Source organism: Pseudomonas sp. 4CAES_32.4 (assembly GCF_058136335.1).
In genome coordinates this window covers 5,184,472-5,201,668 of sequence record NZ_CM176882.1, presented here as the reverse complement: position 1 = coordinate 5,201,668, position 17,197 = coordinate 5,184,472, and the positions used below count along the sequence as shown (strand labels likewise).

21 protein-coding genes and 1 pseudogene are annotated in these 17,197 nt (G+C 59.4%); 10 read left to right on the top strand and 12 right to left on the bottom strand.

Translation table 11 applies throughout. The annotated features are described in order from the left end of the window. Window positions 1-8: 8 nt before the first annotated feature. The 4 genes from AC3Y64_RS23360 to AC3Y64_RS23345 all read right to left on the bottom strand — a co-directional run bounded on the left by AC3Y64_RS23360 (window position 9) and on the right by AC3Y64_RS23345 (window position 3,330). The gene (locus tag AC3Y64_RS23360) at window positions 9-950 is read right to left on the bottom strand and encodes a MerR family transcriptional regulator (protein WP_489985393.1); all 942 of its coding nucleotides are present in this window, start codon (window positions 948-950) and stop codon (window positions 9-11) included. Continuing rightward, complete coding sequence (locus AC3Y64_RS23355; protein WP_489985392.1) at window positions 950-1,912, bottom strand: 2-thiouracil desulfurase family protein; 963 nt, start codon at window positions 1,910-1,912, stop codon at window positions 950-952. The genes AC3Y64_RS23360 and AC3Y64_RS23355 overlap by 1 nt, the downstream gene beginning before the upstream one ends. A 219-nt stretch (window positions 1,913-2,131) precedes the next feature. Further along, a complete protein-coding gene (locus tag AC3Y64_RS23350; RefSeq protein WP_489985391.1) occupies window positions 2,132-2,347 on the bottom strand; it encodes a TIGR02450 family Trp-rich protein in 216 nt (71 codons plus the stop codon). Then, entirely contained in the window at window positions 2,344-3,330 is a 987-nt protein-coding gene (locus AC3Y64_RS23345) for an NAD(P)/FAD-dependent oxidoreductase (RefSeq protein ID WP_489985390.1), read from the bottom strand. Before AC3Y64_RS23345 ends, AC3Y64_RS23350 begins: the two co-directional genes overlap by 4 nt. A 197-nt stretch (window positions 3,331-3,527) precedes the next feature. On the opposite strand from AC3Y64_RS23345, the gene AC3Y64_RS23340 reads away from it, so the two are divergent. Next, entirely contained in the window at window positions 3,528-4,430 is a 903-nt protein-coding gene (locus tag AC3Y64_RS23340; RefSeq protein ID WP_489985389.1) for a TIGR01777 family oxidoreductase, read from the top strand. Between the two features lie 13 nt (window positions 4,431-4,443). Next, window positions 4,444-5,469, top strand: coding sequence for a ferrochelatase (hemH, locus tag AC3Y64_RS23335; protein ID WP_489985388.1), 1,026 nt, complete (start codon window positions 4,444-4,446; stop codon window positions 5,467-5,469). A 101-nt stretch (window positions 5,470-5,570) separates the two neighbouring features. On the opposite strand, the gene AC3Y64_RS23330 is transcribed toward hemH, so the two are convergent. Further along, window positions 5,571-6,845, bottom strand: coding sequence for a uracil-xanthine permease family protein (locus AC3Y64_RS23330; RefSeq protein ID WP_283439429.1), 1,275 nt, complete (start codon window positions 6,843-6,845; stop codon window positions 5,571-5,573). A gap of 2 nt (window positions 6,846-6,847) precedes the next feature. Further along, window positions 6,848-7,486 carry a uracil phosphoribosyltransferase gene (gene upp / locus AC3Y64_RS23325; protein ID WP_007912842.1) on the bottom strand — a complete coding sequence of 213 codons (639 nt, stop codon included), beginning with the start codon at window positions 7,484-7,486 and terminating at the stop codon, window positions 6,848-6,850. A 162-nt stretch (window positions 7,487-7,648) separates the two neighbouring features. Between upp and AC3Y64_RS23320 the strand changes: the two genes are divergently transcribed. The 3 genes from AC3Y64_RS23320 (at window position 7,649) to AC3Y64_RS23310 (ending at window position 9,221) form a co-directional block, all read left to right on the top strand. After that, a complete protein-coding gene (locus tag AC3Y64_RS23320; RefSeq protein WP_122595453.1) occupies window positions 7,649-8,206 on the top strand; it encodes a hypoxanthine-guanine phosphoribosyltransferase in 558 nt (185 codons plus the stop codon). A gap of 184 nt (window positions 8,207-8,390) precedes the next feature. Further along, window positions 8,391-8,870, top strand: coding sequence for a hypothetical protein (locus AC3Y64_RS23315; RefSeq protein ID WP_489985387.1), 480 nt, complete (start codon window positions 8,391-8,393; stop codon window positions 8,868-8,870). A gap of 63 nt (window positions 8,871-8,933) precedes the next feature. Next, a complete protein-coding gene (locus AC3Y64_RS23310; protein WP_141127554.1) occupies window positions 8,934-9,221 on the top strand; it encodes a PA4642 family protein in 288 nt (95 codons plus the stop codon). A 138-nt stretch (window positions 9,222-9,359) separates the two neighbouring features. Here AC3Y64_RS23310 and mqo read toward each other — a convergent pair whose 3' ends face one another. Further along, window positions 9,360-10,868 (bottom strand): malate dehydrogenase (quinone), encoded by a 1,509-nt coding sequence (mqo, locus tag AC3Y64_RS23305; protein ID WP_489985386.1) that lies wholly within the window; start codon window positions 10,866-10,868, stop codon window positions 9,360-9,362. Window positions 10,869-11,577: 709 nt separating this feature from the next. Then, window positions 11,578-11,811: a hypothetical protein gene (locus AC3Y64_RS23300; RefSeq protein ID WP_007912834.1), complete on the bottom strand. Its 234-nt coding sequence runs from the start codon at window positions 11,809-11,811 to the stop codon at window positions 11,578-11,580. Window positions 11,812-12,016: 205 nt separating this feature from the next. Between AC3Y64_RS23300 and AC3Y64_RS23295 the strand changes: the two genes are divergently transcribed. Next, window positions 12,017-12,601: a YajG family lipoprotein gene (locus tag AC3Y64_RS23295; RefSeq protein WP_008086137.1), complete on the top strand. Its 585-nt coding sequence runs from the start codon at window positions 12,017-12,019 to the stop codon at window positions 12,599-12,601. A gap of 161 nt (window positions 12,602-12,762) precedes the next feature. On the opposite strand, the gene AC3Y64_RS23290 is transcribed toward AC3Y64_RS23295, so the two are convergent. Then, window positions 12,763-12,969 (bottom strand): hypothetical protein, encoded by a 207-nt coding sequence (locus tag AC3Y64_RS23290; RefSeq protein ID WP_008083982.1) that lies wholly within the window; start codon window positions 12,967-12,969, stop codon window positions 12,763-12,765. A gap of 192 nt (window positions 12,970-13,161) precedes the next feature. On the opposite strand from AC3Y64_RS23290, the gene AC3Y64_RS23285 reads away from it, so the two are divergent. Next, window positions 13,162-13,440, top strand: coding sequence for a hypothetical protein (locus tag AC3Y64_RS23285; protein ID WP_158955589.1), 279 nt, complete (start codon window positions 13,162-13,164; stop codon window positions 13,438-13,440). Between the two features lie 58 nt (window positions 13,441-13,498). On the opposite strand, the gene AC3Y64_RS23280 is transcribed toward AC3Y64_RS23285, so the two are convergent. Further along, on the bottom strand, window positions 13,499-14,662 hold the full coding sequence (locus AC3Y64_RS23280; RefSeq protein WP_489985385.1) for a 1-acyl-sn-glycerol-3-phosphate acyltransferase: 1,164 nt from the start codon (window positions 14,660-14,662) through the stop codon (window positions 13,499-13,501). 142 nt (window positions 14,663-14,804) lie between these two features. On the opposite strand from AC3Y64_RS23280, the gene AC3Y64_RS23275 reads away from it, so the two are divergent. Genes AC3Y64_RS23275 through AC3Y64_RS23265 form a run of 3 tightly spaced genes read left to right on the top strand, consistent with a single transcriptional unit; the run spans window position 14,805 to window position 15,917 of the window. After that, window positions 14,805-14,987, top strand: coding sequence for a CPXCG motif-containing cysteine-rich protein (locus AC3Y64_RS23275; RefSeq protein ID WP_489985384.1), 183 nt, complete (start codon window positions 14,805-14,807; stop codon window positions 14,985-14,987). A gap of 9 nt (window positions 14,988-14,996) precedes the next feature. Next, window positions 14,997-15,257: a putative signal transducing protein gene (locus tag AC3Y64_RS23270; protein WP_007912819.1), complete on the top strand. Its 261-nt coding sequence runs from the start codon at window positions 14,997-14,999 to the stop codon at window positions 15,255-15,257. Between the two features lie 36 nt (window positions 15,258-15,293). Next, window positions 15,294-15,917, top strand: a complete 624-nt coding sequence (locus AC3Y64_RS23265) for an SOS response-associated peptidase (protein WP_489985383.1) — start codon at window positions 15,294-15,296, stop codon at window positions 15,915-15,917. Between the two features lie 99 nt (window positions 15,918-16,016). Here the strand turns inward: AC3Y64_RS23265 and AC3Y64_RS23260 are convergent, their stop codons facing one another. Together AC3Y64_RS23260 and AC3Y64_RS23255 are read right to left on the bottom strand one after the other, a co-directional pair. Continuing rightward, window positions 16,017-16,760 carry a methyl-accepting chemotaxis protein gene (locus AC3Y64_RS23260; RefSeq protein WP_489988025.1) on the bottom strand — a complete coding sequence of 248 codons (744 nt, stop codon included), beginning with the start codon at window positions 16,758-16,760 and terminating at the stop codon, window positions 16,017-16,019. A gap of 111 nt (window positions 16,761-16,871) precedes the next feature. Beyond that, window positions 16,872-17,069: pseudogene (locus tag AC3Y64_RS23255) on the bottom strand (HAMP domain-containing protein); the annotation flags it as partial. Window positions 17,070-17,197 lie beyond the last annotated feature (128 nt).

The window sequence follows — 17,197 nt, the reverse complement described above, 5'->3', positions numbered from 1 at the left end:
ACCCATCATTAAATCAGCCCACGCTGAACGAGTACCTGGTGTGCTGAAAGCAGATCTTCGGCCAGGTAAACATCAGCGATCTCGGAAGTTCTTACGGACAACTCGGCGTGGTGGATGCATACCGTTGGTCCGACAATCAGTTTCGTACAGGTGACGCCATTCAATAACTTTGGCAACTGCGCAAGGTTCATGGCTTTGCTGGAATACAGCAGTACGCCACGGGCTTGCAGGTGTTCGACGGTCAGCGCCAGTTCACCGGCCGGCAGCGGCCAGTCGAATACTTGCACCGGGCAATCGGCGCTGCTGATCAGCCACGCGCACAGCCACAGATGAGGTTCCAGTGACAGGTCGGAATGGTTGATCAACAGCAAGGGCGCAGTGTGTAACTGACGGTTGTTATGGTAGATGCGTGCACCGAATTTGCTGCGTAACCAGGAAAAAAAGAACGTGCGCTCCATCTGCGCACCGAACTGGCCCTGCCAGCGTTGTTCGAGCTCCGACAGCAGCGGCATCAACAGTTGCTCGCACAAGGTGCGCGGCGGGTACAGCGCCATCGCTTGATTGACGCTGTCGTCGAGGTTGCGCTCGTTGAGTTGGCTGACGGCGGCGAGCAATGTCTGGCGCAGGCGCTGCCAATCATTTTCCACGGACTCGTTGAAGGCTTGCGGCGTATCGAGCAGTGGCTTGACCTGACTGACCGCTACGCCACGGTTGAGCCAGGTGAGAATGGCCAGAATCCGCTGCACATGTTCAGCCGAATACAGTCGATGCCCTTTGGGCGTGCGCTGCGGCACGATCAACCCGTAGCGGCGCTCCCACGCGCGCAAGGTGATCGCGTTGACGCCGGTCTGCCGCGCGACTTCGCGGATCGGCAGCCAGCCTTCGTCGAGGGCTTTCTTGAAGTCGGCGCCGAGGTCTTCCTGGGCGCTGCTATCGAGTTTGTCGTTCATCAGATGGCGTTTCGCAGGCTGAGGTTTTCCGGGTGCGGTTGCAGGTAAACCTGTTGCGCGATGTACGGATCGGGGTGTTGGCGAAAGTGATGTTTGAGCAGCGTCAACGGCACCACCAGCGGCACGATGCCTTGGCGGTACTGGCCGATGACGTGGACCATTTCCTGTTTGTCTTCGGCACTGAGGACTTGTTTCAGGTAACCGCTGATGTGCAGCAGCACGTTGCAGTGCGTGCCGCGCGTGGCGCATTTTTTCAGCGCCGCCATCAGCTCGCTGAAGTAGCGCGGGCCGAGTTCGGCCGGATCGCTATGGGCCATGTTGCCCAGCAGTTTGCCCAGTGCTTTGTATTGCAGCGGGTTGTGGGCCATCAGCTGGTATTTGTAGCGTGAGTGGAATTCGGTGAGGGCGCGGCGGCTGAGGCCATCGGCGAGCACTTGCTGCCAGGCGCTGTAGGCGAATACGCGGGTGATGAAGTTTTCCCGCAGCACCGGATCGTTGAGGCGCCCGGCTTCTTCCACTGGCAAATCCGGGTGTTGTGCGCAGAAGGCTTGAGCGTAAATACCGCGCCCGCCACCGTTCACCGGGGCGCCGTTGGCGTGGTAGACCTTGACCCGTTCCAGCCCGCAGGACGGCGATTGCTGCATGAAAATGTAGCCGCAGATGTCATCAAGTTCGCCGGCCATTTGTTCGCCGTACGCGGCCAGTGGCTGGGTAACGTTGAACGCCGGATTCACCGTGCCGATGGCTTCAGGGTGTTCAGGGTCACCGACGAGGCGGATCGGTTCGCGCGGAATGCCCAGGCCAATCGCGACTTCCGGGCAGACCGGAGCAAATTCGAAATATTCCGTGAGGGTGCGGCTGCACAGGCGCGATTCCTTGTGCCCGCCGTTGTAGCGCACCTCGGCGCCCAGCAGGCAAGCGCTGATGGCGATTTTCGGTTTGGCGGCGGGAAGGGCAAGCATAGGCACCTCGAATCTAAACCTGTACAGAGATCAATCTCTGTACAACATTGGGTTAGCATAGATTCAAAGGTGTACAAGTCAAATATTTTGTACAAGTTTATCGATTGGAATGCGATCTCCTGTGGGAGCTAGCCCTGCTAGCGATGACGGAGTGTCAGTCACCACAAACGTTGGCTGTACGGGCGCGATCGCTAGCAGGGCTAGCTCCCACCAGGATATTTATTGCCAACCCAATAACCAGTGCTCACTGTTCTTGAGAATCTGCCAATCAAGCCGTTCAGCACGCTTGGTCAACACCGCCTGCAACTCCACTGCCAGCACCGTGCCTTCCTCATCACGGAACAACTCGGTCACCAGAAAATGCTTTTCGCGGTTCTGCGGCTGGGCTGCTGTCCATTTCGACAGCAGCAATTTGCGCGGATTGATGCGATTCATTGCAGGTGTTCGTGCAAGCGGCGCGCAGCCTCCTGACCACTCAGCCAGGCACCCTCCACACGTCCGGACAGGCACCAGTCGCCACAGGCATACAAGCCCAGATCGGCATCGGCCAGCGTGCCCCATTCATGCCCGGTAGCGGGGCGGGCATAGAGCCAGCGATGGGCGAGGCTGAACGTCGGCGCCGGCATCGCGCTGTGCAGCAATTCGGCGAAGGCGCCGTGCAGTTGCTCGATCACCGCTTCCTTGGACAGGTCGATGTGTTGCCGGCTCCACGCGCTGGTCGCATGCAGCACCCAGGTGTCGAGGGTGGTGTCGCGCCCCGGTTTGCTGCGGTTGCGCGCCAGCCAGTCGAGCGGGCTGTCCTGCACGAAGCAGCCTTCGATCGGCGTATCCAGGGGTGTTTCGAAGGCGAGGGCAACGGCCCAGGTTGGGTCCATTTTTACCCCGGCGGCGGCACCGGCGAGTTTCGGTGCGGCAGCCAGCAATGCGGTGGCTTGCGGTGCCGGCGTGGCGATCACCACATGGCTGAAGGGGCCGTGGGTGAAGCCTTCGGCATCCTGCAAATGCCAGTGCTCCTCACCGCGAAAAACTTCGGTGATGCGGCAGGCAAAATGCACTTCCAGACCGTCGAGCAAACCTCGGGTGATGGCGCTCATACGCGGCGCGCCGACCCAACGGGTCTGCTCGTCCGGCGACAGGTTCAGTTGCCCGCCCTGATAGGTGTAGAGCTGCGGCGTCCACTCGGCGACCCAGCCCTGGCTTTGCCAACGCTGCACTTCGGTGACGAAGCGGCGGTCGCGGGCGGTGAAATATTGCGCGCCCATGTCCAGCGAACCGGCGTCGCTGCGTTTGCTCGACATGCGCCCGCCGCTGCCGCGACTTTTATCGAACAGTTGCACGGTATGCCCGGTCTCTGTCAGAGCCTGGGCGGCGGAGAGCCCGGCGATGCCGGTGCCGATGATTGCGATAGGTACAGTCATAGGGGCCTCGTTTACCTTTCTGTACAGACTACGCCGTGGTTGAAACCTGTACAATTTTGTTTTTTGGTATAACTTCTAGCGTTCTCGTTCTGACAGCTTGGCCTATGGTTAAACAATAGAGCCTGCCCGATAGAAAAGATCCCTGCTTATAAAAATAGACTAGTGATCCGGGTTAAACGCCACGCGAGGAAGATGTCATGCACATATTGCTGACCGGCGGTACTGGTTTGATCGGACGTGAGCTCTGCCGACACTGGCTGGGGCAAGGCCATCGGCTGACGGTGTGGAGTCGCAAACCGGAGAAAGTTGCGAAAATCTGCGGTGCGCAGGTTCGTGGCATCGCGCGTCTCGAAGACTTGGGCGAAGAGCCGCTGGACGCGATTATCAACCTGGCGGGCGCTCCGATTGCCGATCGGCCATGGACTCATCGGCGCAAAGCGCTGTTGTGGAGTAGCCGCATAACGCTGACGGAAAGCCTGTTGGCGTGGCTGGAAACGCGATCACAGAAACCGGCGCTGCTGATTTCCGGATCGGCGATTGGCTGGTACGGCGATGGCGGTGAACGTGAGTTGACCGAAGAGTCGCCGCCGGTGATCGACGATTTCGCCAGCCAGTTGTGCATCGCCTGGGAAGAAACCGCGCAACGTGCCGAAGGGCAGGGCATCCGCGTGGTGCTGGTGCGAACCGGGTTGGTGCTGTCGGCTGAGGGCGGCTTTTTGTCGCGGCTGTTGCTGCCGTTCAAGCTTGGGCTCGGCGGGCCTTTGGGCAATGGCCGGCAGTGGATGCCGTGGGTTCATATCAACGATCAAATCGCCTTGATTGATTTTCTTCTGCACCGCGAGCAGGCCAGTGGTCCTTATAATGCGTGCGCGCCGCAACCGGTGCGCAATCGCGAATTTGCCAAGACGCTGGGCAGCGTTCTGCATCGCCCGGCGTTCATGCCGATGCCGACTCTGGCACTGAAGGTCGGCCTCGGCGAGATGTCTTTGTTGTTGCTCGGCGGCCAGAAGGCTATGCCGGCACGCTTGCTGGAAGCGGGTTTCACTTTCCAGTTCACGGATTTACGCGCGGCTCTGGACGATCTCTCCAGCCGCCTCTGAAATAGGACGTTGCATGACCGATCACGCTTTGCTTCTGGTCAATCTGGGTTCCCCGGCCTCCACCTCGGTGGCCGATGTGCGCAGCTACCTCAATCAATTCCTGATGGACCCGTACGTGATCGACCTGCCGTGGCCGGTGCGGCGTCTGCTGGTGTCGCTGATCCTGATCAAACGCCCGGAGCAGTCGGCCCACGCCTACGCGTCGATCTGGTGGGAGGAGGGCTCGCCGCTGGTGGTGCTCAGCCAGCGTCTGCAACAGCAGATGAAAGCGCAATGGACTCAGGGGCCGGTAGAACTGGCGATGCGTTATGGCGAGCCGTCGATTGAAACCTGCTTGTTGAAACTGATCGCGGCGGGGCACAAGCGCATCACGCTGGCGCCGCTGTATCCACAGTTCGCCGACAGTACCACGACCACGGTGATCGAAGAAGCCAAGCGAGTGATCCGCGAAAACAAACTCGACGTGCAACTGTCGGTGCTGCAACCGTTCTACGATCAGCCCGAATACCTCGACGCACTGGTCGAAGGCGCCAAGCCGCATCTGCAGCAGGACTACGATCACTTGTTGCTGAGTTTCCACGGTTTGCCCGAGCGGCATCTGACCAAACTCGATCCGACCGGCAATCACTGCTTCAAGAATGACGACTGCTGCAAGAACGCCTCGCCTGCGGTCATGGCGACCTGTTATCGCGCGCAATGCCTGCGCACGGCGGCGCTGTTCGCTGAGCGCATGGGGCTGCCGGAGGGCAAATGGTCGGTATCGTTTCAGTCCCGTCTGGGGCGGGCGAAGTGGATCGAGCCGTACACCGAAGCGCGGCTGGATGAGCTGGGGAAAAGCGGTGTGAAGAAGTTGCTGGTGATGTGCCCGGCGTTTGTCGCCGATTGCATCGAGACGCTGGAAGAGATTGGCGATCGCGGCAAGGAACAGTTCCGCGAAGCGGGGGGCGAGGAGTTGGTGCTGGTGCCGTGCCTCAATGATGACCCGCAATGGGCGAAGGCGTTGGCGACCCTCTGCGAGCGGGCACCGCTGGCTCTCTAAAAGCAAATCGCGAGCAGGCTCACTCCTACAGGTATTGCGTTGACCTTGTGGGAGTGGCCTGCTCGCGATAGCTATCTGTCAGGCGATGACGATCTAAAGGTTCAGATCAGCGGCTCATCCGCCTTCTTGTTCTTCCAGCCATCATTGCCCGGCAGAATCAGGTTCAGCGCAATTGCCACCACGGCGCACAGCGCGATGCCTTTGAGGCCGAAGTCGTCCGGGCCAGTCCCGGTGCCGACCAGCACACCGCCAATCCCGAATACCAACGTCACCGAAACAATCACCAGATTGCGCGCTTCGCCCAAATCGATCTTGTGACGGATCAGGGTGTTCATGCCCACCGCCGCGATCGAGCCGAACAACAGACACAGAATCCCGCCCATCACTGGCACCGGAATGCTCTGCAGCAGCGCGCCGAACTTGCCGATGAACGCCAGGGTGATGGCGAAAACCGCCGCCCAGGTCATGATTTTCGGGTTGTAGTTCTTGGTCAGCATCACTGCGCCCGTCACTTCGGCGTAGGTGGTGTTCGGCGGACCGCCGAACAGACCAGCTGCGGTGGTGGCAATGCCGTCACCGAGCAAGGTGCGATGCAGACCTGGCTTCTTCAAATAGTCACGACCGGTCACGCTACCCACGGCAATCACGCCGCCGATGTGCTCAATGGCCGGGGCCAACGCCACCGGAACGATGAACAGGATTGCCTGCCAGTTGAACTCCGGCGCGGTGAAGTGCGGGATCGCAAACCAGGGTGCGGCGGCAATCTTCGCCGTATCAACTACGCCGAAATAGAACGCCATCCCAAAACCGACCAGCACGCCGGAGATGATCGGCACCAGGCGGAAGATGCCTTTACCGAACACCGCCACGATCAACGTGGTCAGCAGCGCCGGCATCGAGATCAGCATCGCGGTCTGGTAGTGGATCAGTTCCGAACCATCGCCAGCCTTGCCCATCGCCATGTTCGCGGCAATCGGCGCCATGGCCAGGCCGATGGAAATGATCACCGGACCAATCACCACCGGCGGCAGCAAACGATCGATGAAACCGGTGCCTTTGATCTTCACGGCAAGGCCGAGGAAGGTGTAAACGAAACCGGCCGCCATCACGCCGCCCATGGTCGCGGCGAGGCCGAACTGGCCTTTGGCGAGAATGATCGGGGTGATGAAAGCGAAGCTCGACGCGAGAAACACCGGCACCTGACGCCCGGTGACGATCTGGAACAGAATCGTCCCGAGACCTGCGGTAAACAGTGCCACGTTCGGGTCCAGGCCCGTGATCAGCGGCATCAGCACCAGAGCGCCGAAAGCCACGAACAGCATCTGGGCGCCGGACAGCACCGTGCGCCAGAGCGGATCGTTGAACTCTTGCTGCATGGTTACGCGTCCTTCTGCTTGGTGCCGAAGATCTTGTCACCGGCGTCGCCAAGTCCAGGGATGATGTAACCGTGCTCGTTCAAGCGCTCATCAATGGACGCGGTGTAGATGGTCACGTCCGGGTGAGCTTTTTCTACGGCAGCAATGCCTTCCGGCGCGGCAACCAGCACCATCGCGCGGATGTCCTTGCAACCGGCCTTTTTCAACAGGTCGATGGTCGCAACCATCGAACTGCCGGTGGCGAGCATCGGGTCGATGATCATCGCCAACCGTTCGTCGATTTCCGGAACCAGTTTTTCCAGATAAGTGTGCGCTTGCAGGGTTTCTTCGTTGCGGGCGACGCCCACAGCGGAAACCTTGGCACCCGGGATCAGGCTCAGCACGCCTTCAAGCATGCCGATGCCGGCGCGCAGGATCGGCACGACGGTGATCTTCTTGCCGGCGATCTTCTCGACCGACACGGTGCCGCACCAGCCTGCAATATCGTAGGACTCCAGCGGCAAATCTTTTGTAGCTTCATAGGTCAACAGGGCGCCGACTTCCTGAGCGAGCTCACGGAAATTCTTGGTGCTGATATCGGCGCGGCGCATCAGGCCGAGTTTATGACGGATCAGCGGATGGCGGATCTCGAGGATGGGCATGGAAAAACTCCGGCGGCGGGCAAAAAAACCGGCCTAGATTAATCTATCCGAGGGTGATGTCCTATAGGACATTCTGTACGTTAGTCCATAAAGGCTTGATTCGGCCTCAATGGATGCGTACCTTTGCCCGCTTTTCCAATTCCGCCACCCCTGGAGAGCGCCATGTCCGCTGATCTCGAGCATATCCGTCAAGTCATGCGAGAGGCTGACTGCCTGTACACCGAAGCTGAAGTCGAGGCCGCCATTGCCCGCGTCGGTGCACACATCAACGAACAACTGGCAGACAGCAACCCGGTGGTGTTCTGTGTGATGAACGGCGGCCTGATTTTCTCCGGCAAGCTGCTGACCCATCTGCACTTCCCGCTGGAAGCGTCCTACCTGCACGCAACCCGTTATCGCAACGAAACCAGCGGCGGCGACCTGTTCTGGAAAGCCAAGCCGGAAGTCTCGTTCATCGACCGCGACGTGCTGATCATCGACGACATCCTCGACGAAGGTCACACCCTCGGCGCGATCATCGACTTCTGCAAACACGCCGGCGCGCGCAAAGTGCACACCGCCGTGCTGATCGACAAGGATCATGACCGCAAGGCGCGTCCTGACCTGAAGGCCGATTTCGTCGGCCTGCCGTGCATCGACCGCTACATCTTCGGTTACGGCATGGACTACAAAGGCTACTGGCGCAACGCCAACGGGATTTTTGCCGTTAAAGGCATGTAAGACCCGGTTATCCCCGATCCTTGTGGGAGCTAGCCCTGCTAGCGATGGCGTCGTGTCAGCCAACTTCAATGTTGCTGACAGACCGTCATCGCCAGCAGGGCTAGCTCCCACAGTTGTTTTGTGCGTGCTGATCCATCCGTGATACCCATGCTAGAGTGCTCGGCCCCGCCTTCCGGAGCCTGTCATGCGCCTCTTGATCCGCAGCTTTGCCGCCCTGTTGCTGACCCTCAGCCTGCCCCTGTCCGCCGCGCCGATGCACAGCCAGTTCCTGCCGCCGGACGATCTGACCGTCCGCGATGCCGAGCCCGAACAGCAGCAACTGTTGCAGGTCACCGATTATTCCGTGGTGGTCGGCGCGCAACGCCAGTCCAACCAGCAACCGATCCCGGTCACCTCACCGCTGATGATCCGCCTCAAGGGAAAATCCTTGAACAAGGGTGCAACCATCACCCAAGTGCTGGTCAATTTCGACGGCGAAAGCAAAAGCCTGAAAAAGCCGATCTACGACGACAAGAGCAAGACCTTGACGTTGTTTTATCCACAGGCCCAATACCGCGTGATCATTGATCTGCTGCGCAATGACACGGTGTATGTGCAGTTCCTCAGTTACGCCAATGGCCATATCTGGGCTGATTTGCACACCGGGTCGGTGCGATCGCGTTGAGCCGGGCGGCCGGGCAGGGGTAAACTGCCGGCCCCGTGTAATGTCTGCGAGCTGGAGTCGGCAATGCGTAAAGATAAGAAACAAGTGATTGGTGACGAGATCGGCGATGAGCAGATCAAGCTGTTCCTCGATTTTGAGCCGGTCGACGCCACTTCGCCGTCGCTGCACAAACTGATCAAGGCTTACCGTGGCCTGCGCATCGACGACTTCGAACGCTTTCTGGGCTTCTTCGTTGAAGCTGGCTACGACGTTGATGGCAAGGACGAGCAGGGCAAGACCTTCGTCGAGCTGATCGCCGATCAGCGCAATGCCCCGGAATACATCGAGCTGATCGAAAAGTCCCGCGGTTAAGATCAAAAGACAAGATCAAAAGATCGCAGCCTGCGGCAGCTCCTACATGACCGAGTAGGAGCTGCCGCAGGCTGCGATCTCTTGCTTTTCAAAGCCAAAAAAAAACGCCCCGATAGGGGCGTTTTTTATGCGGCGAGATCAAGCGTAGCTTGGGGTCTCGCTGCTTTCTTCAACCAGCTCCAGCGCGATGTTGTTCTGCGTGTTGATCTTGCGATACAGCGCAGCATCAGTTTCCAGAACCTTTTCACGGGCCGGGAAGATTTCCGCCAGTTTGCCAGCCCACTCACCTTTGGCCTTGGCCGGGAAGCACTTCTCGATCAGCTCAAGCATGATCGAAACGGTCACCGAAGCGCCTGGCGAAGCGCCGAGCAGCGCGGCGAGGGAACCGTCCTTGGCCGACACCAGTTCGGTGCCGAACTGCAGGATGCCGCCCTTTTTCGGGTCTTTCTTGATGATCTGCACCCGTTGGCCGGCCACTTCCAGGCGCCAGTCTTCGGCTTTCGCCTCAGGGTAGAAACGGCGCAGGGAATCCAGACGCTGTTCCATCGATTGCATCACTTCGCTGACCAGGTACTTGGTCAGGTCCATGTTGTTTTTCGCTACCGCCAGCATCGGCCCGATGTTGCCGGCGCGAACCGACAGCGGCAGGTCCATGAAGGAGCCGTGCTTGAGGAACTTGGTGGTGAAACCGGCGTATGGCCCGAACAGCAGGGACTTCTTGCCGTCGACCACGCGGGTGTCGAGATGCGGCACCGACATCGGTGGCGAACCTACGGCAGCCTGGCTGTAAACCTTGGCCTGGTGCTGTTTGACCACTTCCGGGTTGTCGCACCGCAGCCACTGGCCGCTGATCGGGAAACCGCCGAAGCCTTTGCTTTCTTCGATGCCCGAGGCCTGCAGCAACGGCAACGCCGCGCCACCTGCGCCGAGGAAGACGAACTTGGCGTCGACTTCACGGGTGCTGCCGCTGTTGACGTCCTTGATGCTGACGGTCCAGCCGGCGCCGTTACGCTTGAGGCCAGTGACGCGCTTGCAGTATTTGACTTGAGTGTCCGGAGCGCTGGTCAGGTGCTTGAGCAACTGATTGGTCAGGGCGCCAAAGTTGACGTCGGTGCCGTTCATCACGCGGGTCGCGGCGAGGACTTCGTCCGGCGAGCGGCCCGGCATCATCAACGGCATCCACTCGGCCATCTTGGCTTTGTCTTCGGTGTACTCCATATCGGAGAACGCGTGATGCTTGTGCAGGACGTCAAAACGTTCCTTGAGGAAGGAAACGCCACTGTCACCCTGCACGAAGCTGAGGTGCGGCACCGGGCTGATGAAGGATTTGCACGAGCCGAAGGTGCCTTTCCTGGTCAGGTACGACCAGAACTGCTTCGACACTTCGAACTGGGTGTTGATGTGCACGGCTTTCTTGATGTCGACGGTGCCATCGGCAGCCTGCGGGGTGTAATTCAGTTCGCACAGGCCCGCGTGGCCGGTACCGGCGTTGTTCCAGGGGTTGGAACTCTCGGCGGCACCGGAATCCATCAGCTCGACGACTTCCAGCTTGATCGCGGGGTCGAGCTCTTTGAGCAGTACTGCCAGGGTGGCACTCATGATGCCGGCCCCAACCAGAACTACATCGACTGCTTCGTTATGCGCCATTTAACGCGTCTCCCAAATCTGCAGCACCAAATTGTCGGCATGGCTGCCAGGCGTTCCGGGACAGGTCAGTAGTGTCCGGGCTATCCGTGGTCAGGTTCGCCATGTCCGAATCTTCGCAATTTTTCGCAACTTCGACGGATGTATGCGGCTTGGCTTTCAAGAGCTCCATGAACTCATTTCAGCACGCTGCTGGCAATTCGACTTATGGTCGAGACATCCGTTTTTGTGCAACCAAATCCGTAGCGGACAGGCTTCAGGCTCCGATATTCGAGGTATACCCGGTCCTGTGTCGTTGGGCTGTTTCAGACGCTAATGGTGCATGTTCAGACGCAAAACTTTTCATTTGCTCGCCACACTCTTGTGAAGTTGTGAAAACCCGTTTTTTTCACGCTCTTTTGAAGACGTGAACCTCAAAAAGGGCTGTCACAGCCTGGCACCGTGCCCGCAGGGGCAAAAACAACGCGGCGGCCGAGCGTCATGACAGCTCTGCAGATTCGCGAAAAGCGGGTTTTTGCCGGAAGAACAGGCAAGCGCGCCAACTTCACTCGATCTGTGTGGGCGGCTCTCTGTGGGCGATTTTTGATGTCGATGCATGCGCATTGACGCTGTTGCGGGGCCCGATCAGGAGACGTCCTTATAATCGGGGGGAGATTGTATCGAAGAAATGCGCGGTGTTGCTCGTGTTTAATGACTTTTATTAGGCATCCGGTCAGATGCTCAACATCGCCTGCACTCGTGCGCGGGGCTGCGACGCTATGACGCGGGCGCTGGCGGGCAATGGCTGGTGTAACCAGTTGAGGCGGATTTCTTCGATTTCCACCCAACCGTCGCCCATTGGCTGCAGGCTGCACTGCTTGAATGCCTGGCAATGGCCGTTGCGGTCGAGCAGGGCAAAGCTGCGATGCAGCGGGCGTGGAGCGAACAACGAGATCAGATAACGCATGGCTGAGTACCTTGCTGGAGGACTTGTGTGAAGGTTGGCAACACGCCGTGACGCGAACGTGTATGGCAGGTGAACAATCTGTGACAGGAACCGCTTTCGACGGGGTTTGTCAGACATTTCAGTATTCGCTGCCGGGCGCTGGTTACCCGCAGTGGCCCACCGCTATACTGCCGGCCTGTTTGTGCCTGATTCTGGAGAGAAGAGCATGTTGCAACGCCTGTTGTTCGGTTTGATCACTGTGGCCGGTTTGACCTTGGCCGGCTGCGCCCACAGCCCGCAACAACTGAATCCGGAGCCGAAGCTGACCACGCAGTTGCCTGCGGTCGGCCGTGGCCAGCCAGTTGTCGTGCGTGTGGTTGACGGTCGTCCGTCGCCAACCCTCGGCACCCGTGGCGGTCTGTACCCGGAAACCAGCGCCATCACCGTGCAGCGCGAGCAGATCCTGCCGAAGCTGCAGGCTCAGGCTGAAGCCGCCGTGCGTCTGCTCGGGTTCACCCCGACCAACAACGCACCGAATGCTCCACAGCTGACCGTGACGTTGGCCGAGCTGAAGTATCAGTCGCCGAAAGAAGGCATGTACGTAACCGAAGCCACCATCGGCGCGACTTTCCGCTCTGACGTGCAGAACGCCAACCGCCGTTACAGCGGCCGTTATGGCGCGTCGCTGGACCAGCGTTTCGGCATGGCGCCGAACCAGGAAACCAACACCAAGCTGGTGAGCGATGTGTTGAGCGACGCGCTGACGCGTCTGTTCAAGGATCCGACTGTGGGTCAGGTGCTCGCCGAGTAAGCTTTTCGGCAGATGCAAAAAAGCCCGGTGCCAGTAATGGCCCCGGGCTTTTTCATGCAGATCGATTCCCTGTAGGAGCTGCCAAAGGCTGCGATCTTTTGATGTTGGTTTCAAGATCAAAAGATCGCAGCCTTCGGCAGCTCCTACACGGGGAGTTTCATTCAGGCAGCCTGCGAGTAAAAGTCGAGCACGCTAACCCCAGTCAGCAAATCCGTCTCGGGCAAATCGGCATGTTGATGCCCGCCCAGCGCGCAATACACCAGCCAATGCCGATCCTGAACATTGAAGGCAAGGCTGCCGACGAGGCTTTGCTGTTCGTCGTAAGGGGTGATGAGGTACAGGCGATCCTGGTTTTCAGCGTGAAGCATGTCGCGTTCCATGTGCGTTTCGAGGCGCGCATGGTGGTGCATCCACATGACGAAGCCGTGACACAGGACAGCCATCGGTCGATTGTCATGTAATTTGTCGCAAAGGCTGGGGCAGAGAAGGACGGTTTGGGTAGAATCCGCGCGCGGTCGTCGATCTGGCGCCTGCCATACCGGTTTAGATAGAGGTCTGTGATGTCGCTGCACTTGATGACGCTGTTTACCGCCCATCCCGCCAAATTGATCAATCTGCTGGCGCTGCTTCTGGCGTTTCCCGGCAGCTGGCTGCTGCACGCGACTCGCCGCCGTGAGCAGCGCGCGCTGGCCAGCATTGCCGCCCAGCGTCAGGCACAACCGAATGCCGAGCCGCTGCTGGATTGGGCGACGCTGCGCATGAACCGGTTTTTCTATCGTTTCGGTTTTGCCTGCCTCGCTCTGGCCCTGATCGTTTCCTGGATCAGCACCCGCTTCTAAAGCGTCTGGCATAAAAACGGCGCCCGAGGGCGCCGTTTTTGCGTCTGCTGATAACCGCTTACAACGGCAACCCGGCTTTCACGCGGTACTGATTACGCACTGGCGTCGCATATTGCAGCACCAGATACGGACGATGCTCCTCGGGGCAAGCATCCAGCCGTTCCTGCCACTCTTCCTGCGCCTTGGCCAATTCATCGGCCGGGAACACCTCGGCAGCCTTTGGCACAGTCAGTTGCGGATCGGCATCGGCCCACTGTGCATACGCCAGGTAATGCACCGGGAACAAGCGGTAACCGCCGAGAATCTGCTTGTCCATCTCGACCGCCAATTGCTTGGTGTCTTCGAACAGCTCGGTGATCGGCGCGGCAAAGTTCACGTGCACGCGGCCCTTGTAGCCGGTGATGCCCTTGGCAATGCTCACGTCATCCTCGCCCGGCGCTTTCGCGTAGGTACCAGTGGTGGCGCGGATGTACAGCTCGCGGGCCTTGGCCTGGTCGCAGGGGTCGTATTCGTAGCTGATCGACACCGGGGTGACGTTCAGCGAGCGAATGACTTCGCCGAACGGCTCGTCCTTGCGGCTCATGTGAAACATCTTGAGGATCGCCGACTCGGTGCGGTCGTCGCCATCCTTCGCCCGACCTTCAGCCTGAGCAATCCAGATCGACGCGCAATCGTTGCGGATCGAATGGTTGATGTAGGCCGACAACAGTTGATACGCGGCCATTTTTTCGCGACGACCGGTAATCGAACGGTGCACGATGAAGCTCTTGTTCAAACGCATCAGGTCGCTGACAAACGGCTTCTGCAGCAGGTTGTCGCCAATCGCAATGCGCGGCGTCGGCAGGCCAGCGTGGTACACGGCGTAGTTGACGAAGGCCGGGTCCATCACGATGTCACGGTGGTTGGCGATGAACAGATAGGCGCTGCCGGACTTGAATTGCTCGACACCGGTGTAGGTCACGCCGTCGGTGGCACGCTCGATGGTGTGGTCGACGTAGGACTCGACCTTGTCCTGCAACGTCGCCACCGATGTCACGTCGGCGAACTCACGACGCAGCCGATGGGCTATAAGTGGTTTGAGCATCCAGCCGAAGGCACCGGCAAAACGCGGGAAGCGGAAGTGGGTGAGGATATCTAGAAACGCCTTGTCGCCGAGCAGTCTTGCCAGTACCACAGGTACTTCGCTGTCGTCGTAAGGTCGGATGGCATCGAATTCGCCCATCATGCTCTCTTGTTGGAAACGGCTAGGGTAAGTAAAGGTTTTGATCGAAAACCCGCAGGGCACGGTCTGAAAAAGTAGCCAGACAAAAATAGCCCTGCAAATAGACCGGCGATTATACGCACAAGTCACTTGGGAGACCGCGATGCTGGAAACCGCTGAGTATGATTGTCCTTATTGTGGTGAAACGGTCGAGACGACGGTAGACCTGTCCGGCGGCGATCAGACCTATATCGAAGACTGTCAGGTGTGTTGTAAGCCGATCAAGTTTGTCTTGCAGGTACACGAAGAGGATTGGTTTCTGGAAGTCTTCAGTGAAGACGAGTGAGGGCCCCGTATGCAGCGAATCTATGAGCCGGAAAACCTGATGGAAGGTGAGATGCTCAAAGGCATGCTCGCCAGCGAAGGCATCGAGGCGCACTTGATTGGCCGTGATTTGCTCGGTGGCACGGGTGAACTGCCGATCTTCGGTCTGCTGGGGCTGTCGGTGGATAACGATCAGGCCGAATACGCCCGCGAGTTGATCACCGCGTACAATGCCGCGCTGCCGCTGCCCGGCGATGAACCGGAGAGCTTCCCCGGGACGCTGGTCTGTTAGGCTGAGTTTCGTTTTACTTGAGAGTCGTGTTGCCCCATGTGTGGACGTTATGCCCTGTTTCGCTGGAACCGCGAGTTTGCCGCCCTGCCAGGTTTTCCCGCCGATCAGCAGGCGCAGTGGAACATTTCCCCCAATGATTCGGTGTTGATGCTGCGTGCCGGTGAAGCCGGTGAGCGCACGTTGGCCCGCGCCCGTTGGGGGCTGACACCGCCGTGGCTGACCGATTTGTCGAAAACTCCGGCGCATGCCCGGGCGGAAACCGTGGCCGAGCAGCCGATGTTCCGCGAGGCGCTGCGCCTGCGTCGTTGTCTGCTGCCGGCGAACGGTTTTTACGAATGGCGCGGCACCCAGCGCAAACGCCCGTACTGGCTGACGCCGGGGGAGGGCTCTTCGCTGTTTTTCGCGGCGATCTGGGAGGCATATCCGGTGCAGGAGCAGGTCTGGCTGAGTACGGCGGTGATCACGCAACCGGCGTCGAGTCAGCGCCGGCCGCTGATTCTGGATGAAGCTGGGCAGGCGGCGTGGCTTGATCCCGCGACGCCACTGCATGTGTTGCAGGGCTTGCTGGCCAGTGAACCGGCGGCGTTGCGCGAGCGGGTGTTGGCGAATCTGATCAATGATCCGAAGCTCAACGGGCCGGAGTGCCTGACTCCGGGTTAATTTGAAAAGCGAAAAGATCGCAGCCTTCGGCAGCTCCTACAGGGAAACGCACATATCCATGTAGGAGCTGCCGAAGGCTGCGATCTTTTGATCTTGCCCTTAAACCTTGAACTGATTGATCAACCGCCGCTGCTGCTCCGCCAACTTGGTCAGATCGGCACTCGCCGAACTCGACTCATCCGCGCCGCCCGCCACTTCATTGGCCACTTGCCCGATGTTGATCACATTGCGGTTAATGTCGTCGGCCACCGCGCTCTGCTCTTCCGCCGCACTGGCGATCTGCGTGTTCATGTCGTTGATCACCGACACTGCTTGCGTAATGGTCTCCAGCGCCTGCGCCGCTTTCGCCGCGTGTTGCACGCTTTCGTCGGTGCGGTTCTGGCTGTCTTCCATGACCCGCACCACATCGCGGGTGCCTTGTTGCAGTTGCTGGATCATGCTCTGGATTTCTTCAGTGGCCTTCTGGGTTTTCTGCGCCAGATTGCGCACTTCGTCGGCCACCACAGCAAAGCCGCGACCTTGCTCGCCGGCACGCGCTGCTTCGATGGCGGCGTTCAGCGCGAGCAGATTGGTCTGCTCGGCAATTCCGCGAATCGCTGTGAGAATGGCGTTGATGTTCTCGCTGTCCTTGGCCAGGGTCTGCACCACGTTCACCGCTTTGCCAATTTCCAGCGCCAGCACGCCAATCGAATTGGACGTGTCGCGGACGATCTGCATGCCCTGACTGGCCGCTTGATCGGCATGGCTGGCGGCTTGCGCAGCCTGGGTCGCGTTGCGCGCCACGTCTTGTGCAGTGGCGGTCATTTCCTGCACCGCCGTGGCCACTTGATCGATTTCGGCCATCTGTTTCTGAATGCCGATGTTGGTGCGAATGGCGATGTCGGCGGTGTGTTCCGAGGAATCGCTGACGCTCTGCACCGACGTCACCACCTGCGTGATCATCGCCTGCAGCTTGGCGAGGAAGGTGTTGAAGCCCTTGGCGATCGAACCCAATTCATCGCTGCGGTCGCTGGTCAAGCGTCGGGTCAGGTCACCTTCGCCCTGAGCGATGTCGTTGAGCATGGCGACCATCTGCTTCAAGGGACGGGCGATGCCATGACCGACCAGCCAGATCACCAGCAGGCCGAGGCCGGCGATGATCAGACCGACCATGGCCATGCCGAAGGTGTCGGATTTGCGCTGCGCCTCAAGATCGCCCTGGAGTTTTTGCAGGTCGGCCATCACCGCGTTGAGCGGCAGTTGCAGCATCAATGTCCAGCGTGCGTCGGTCTGGCCGATGC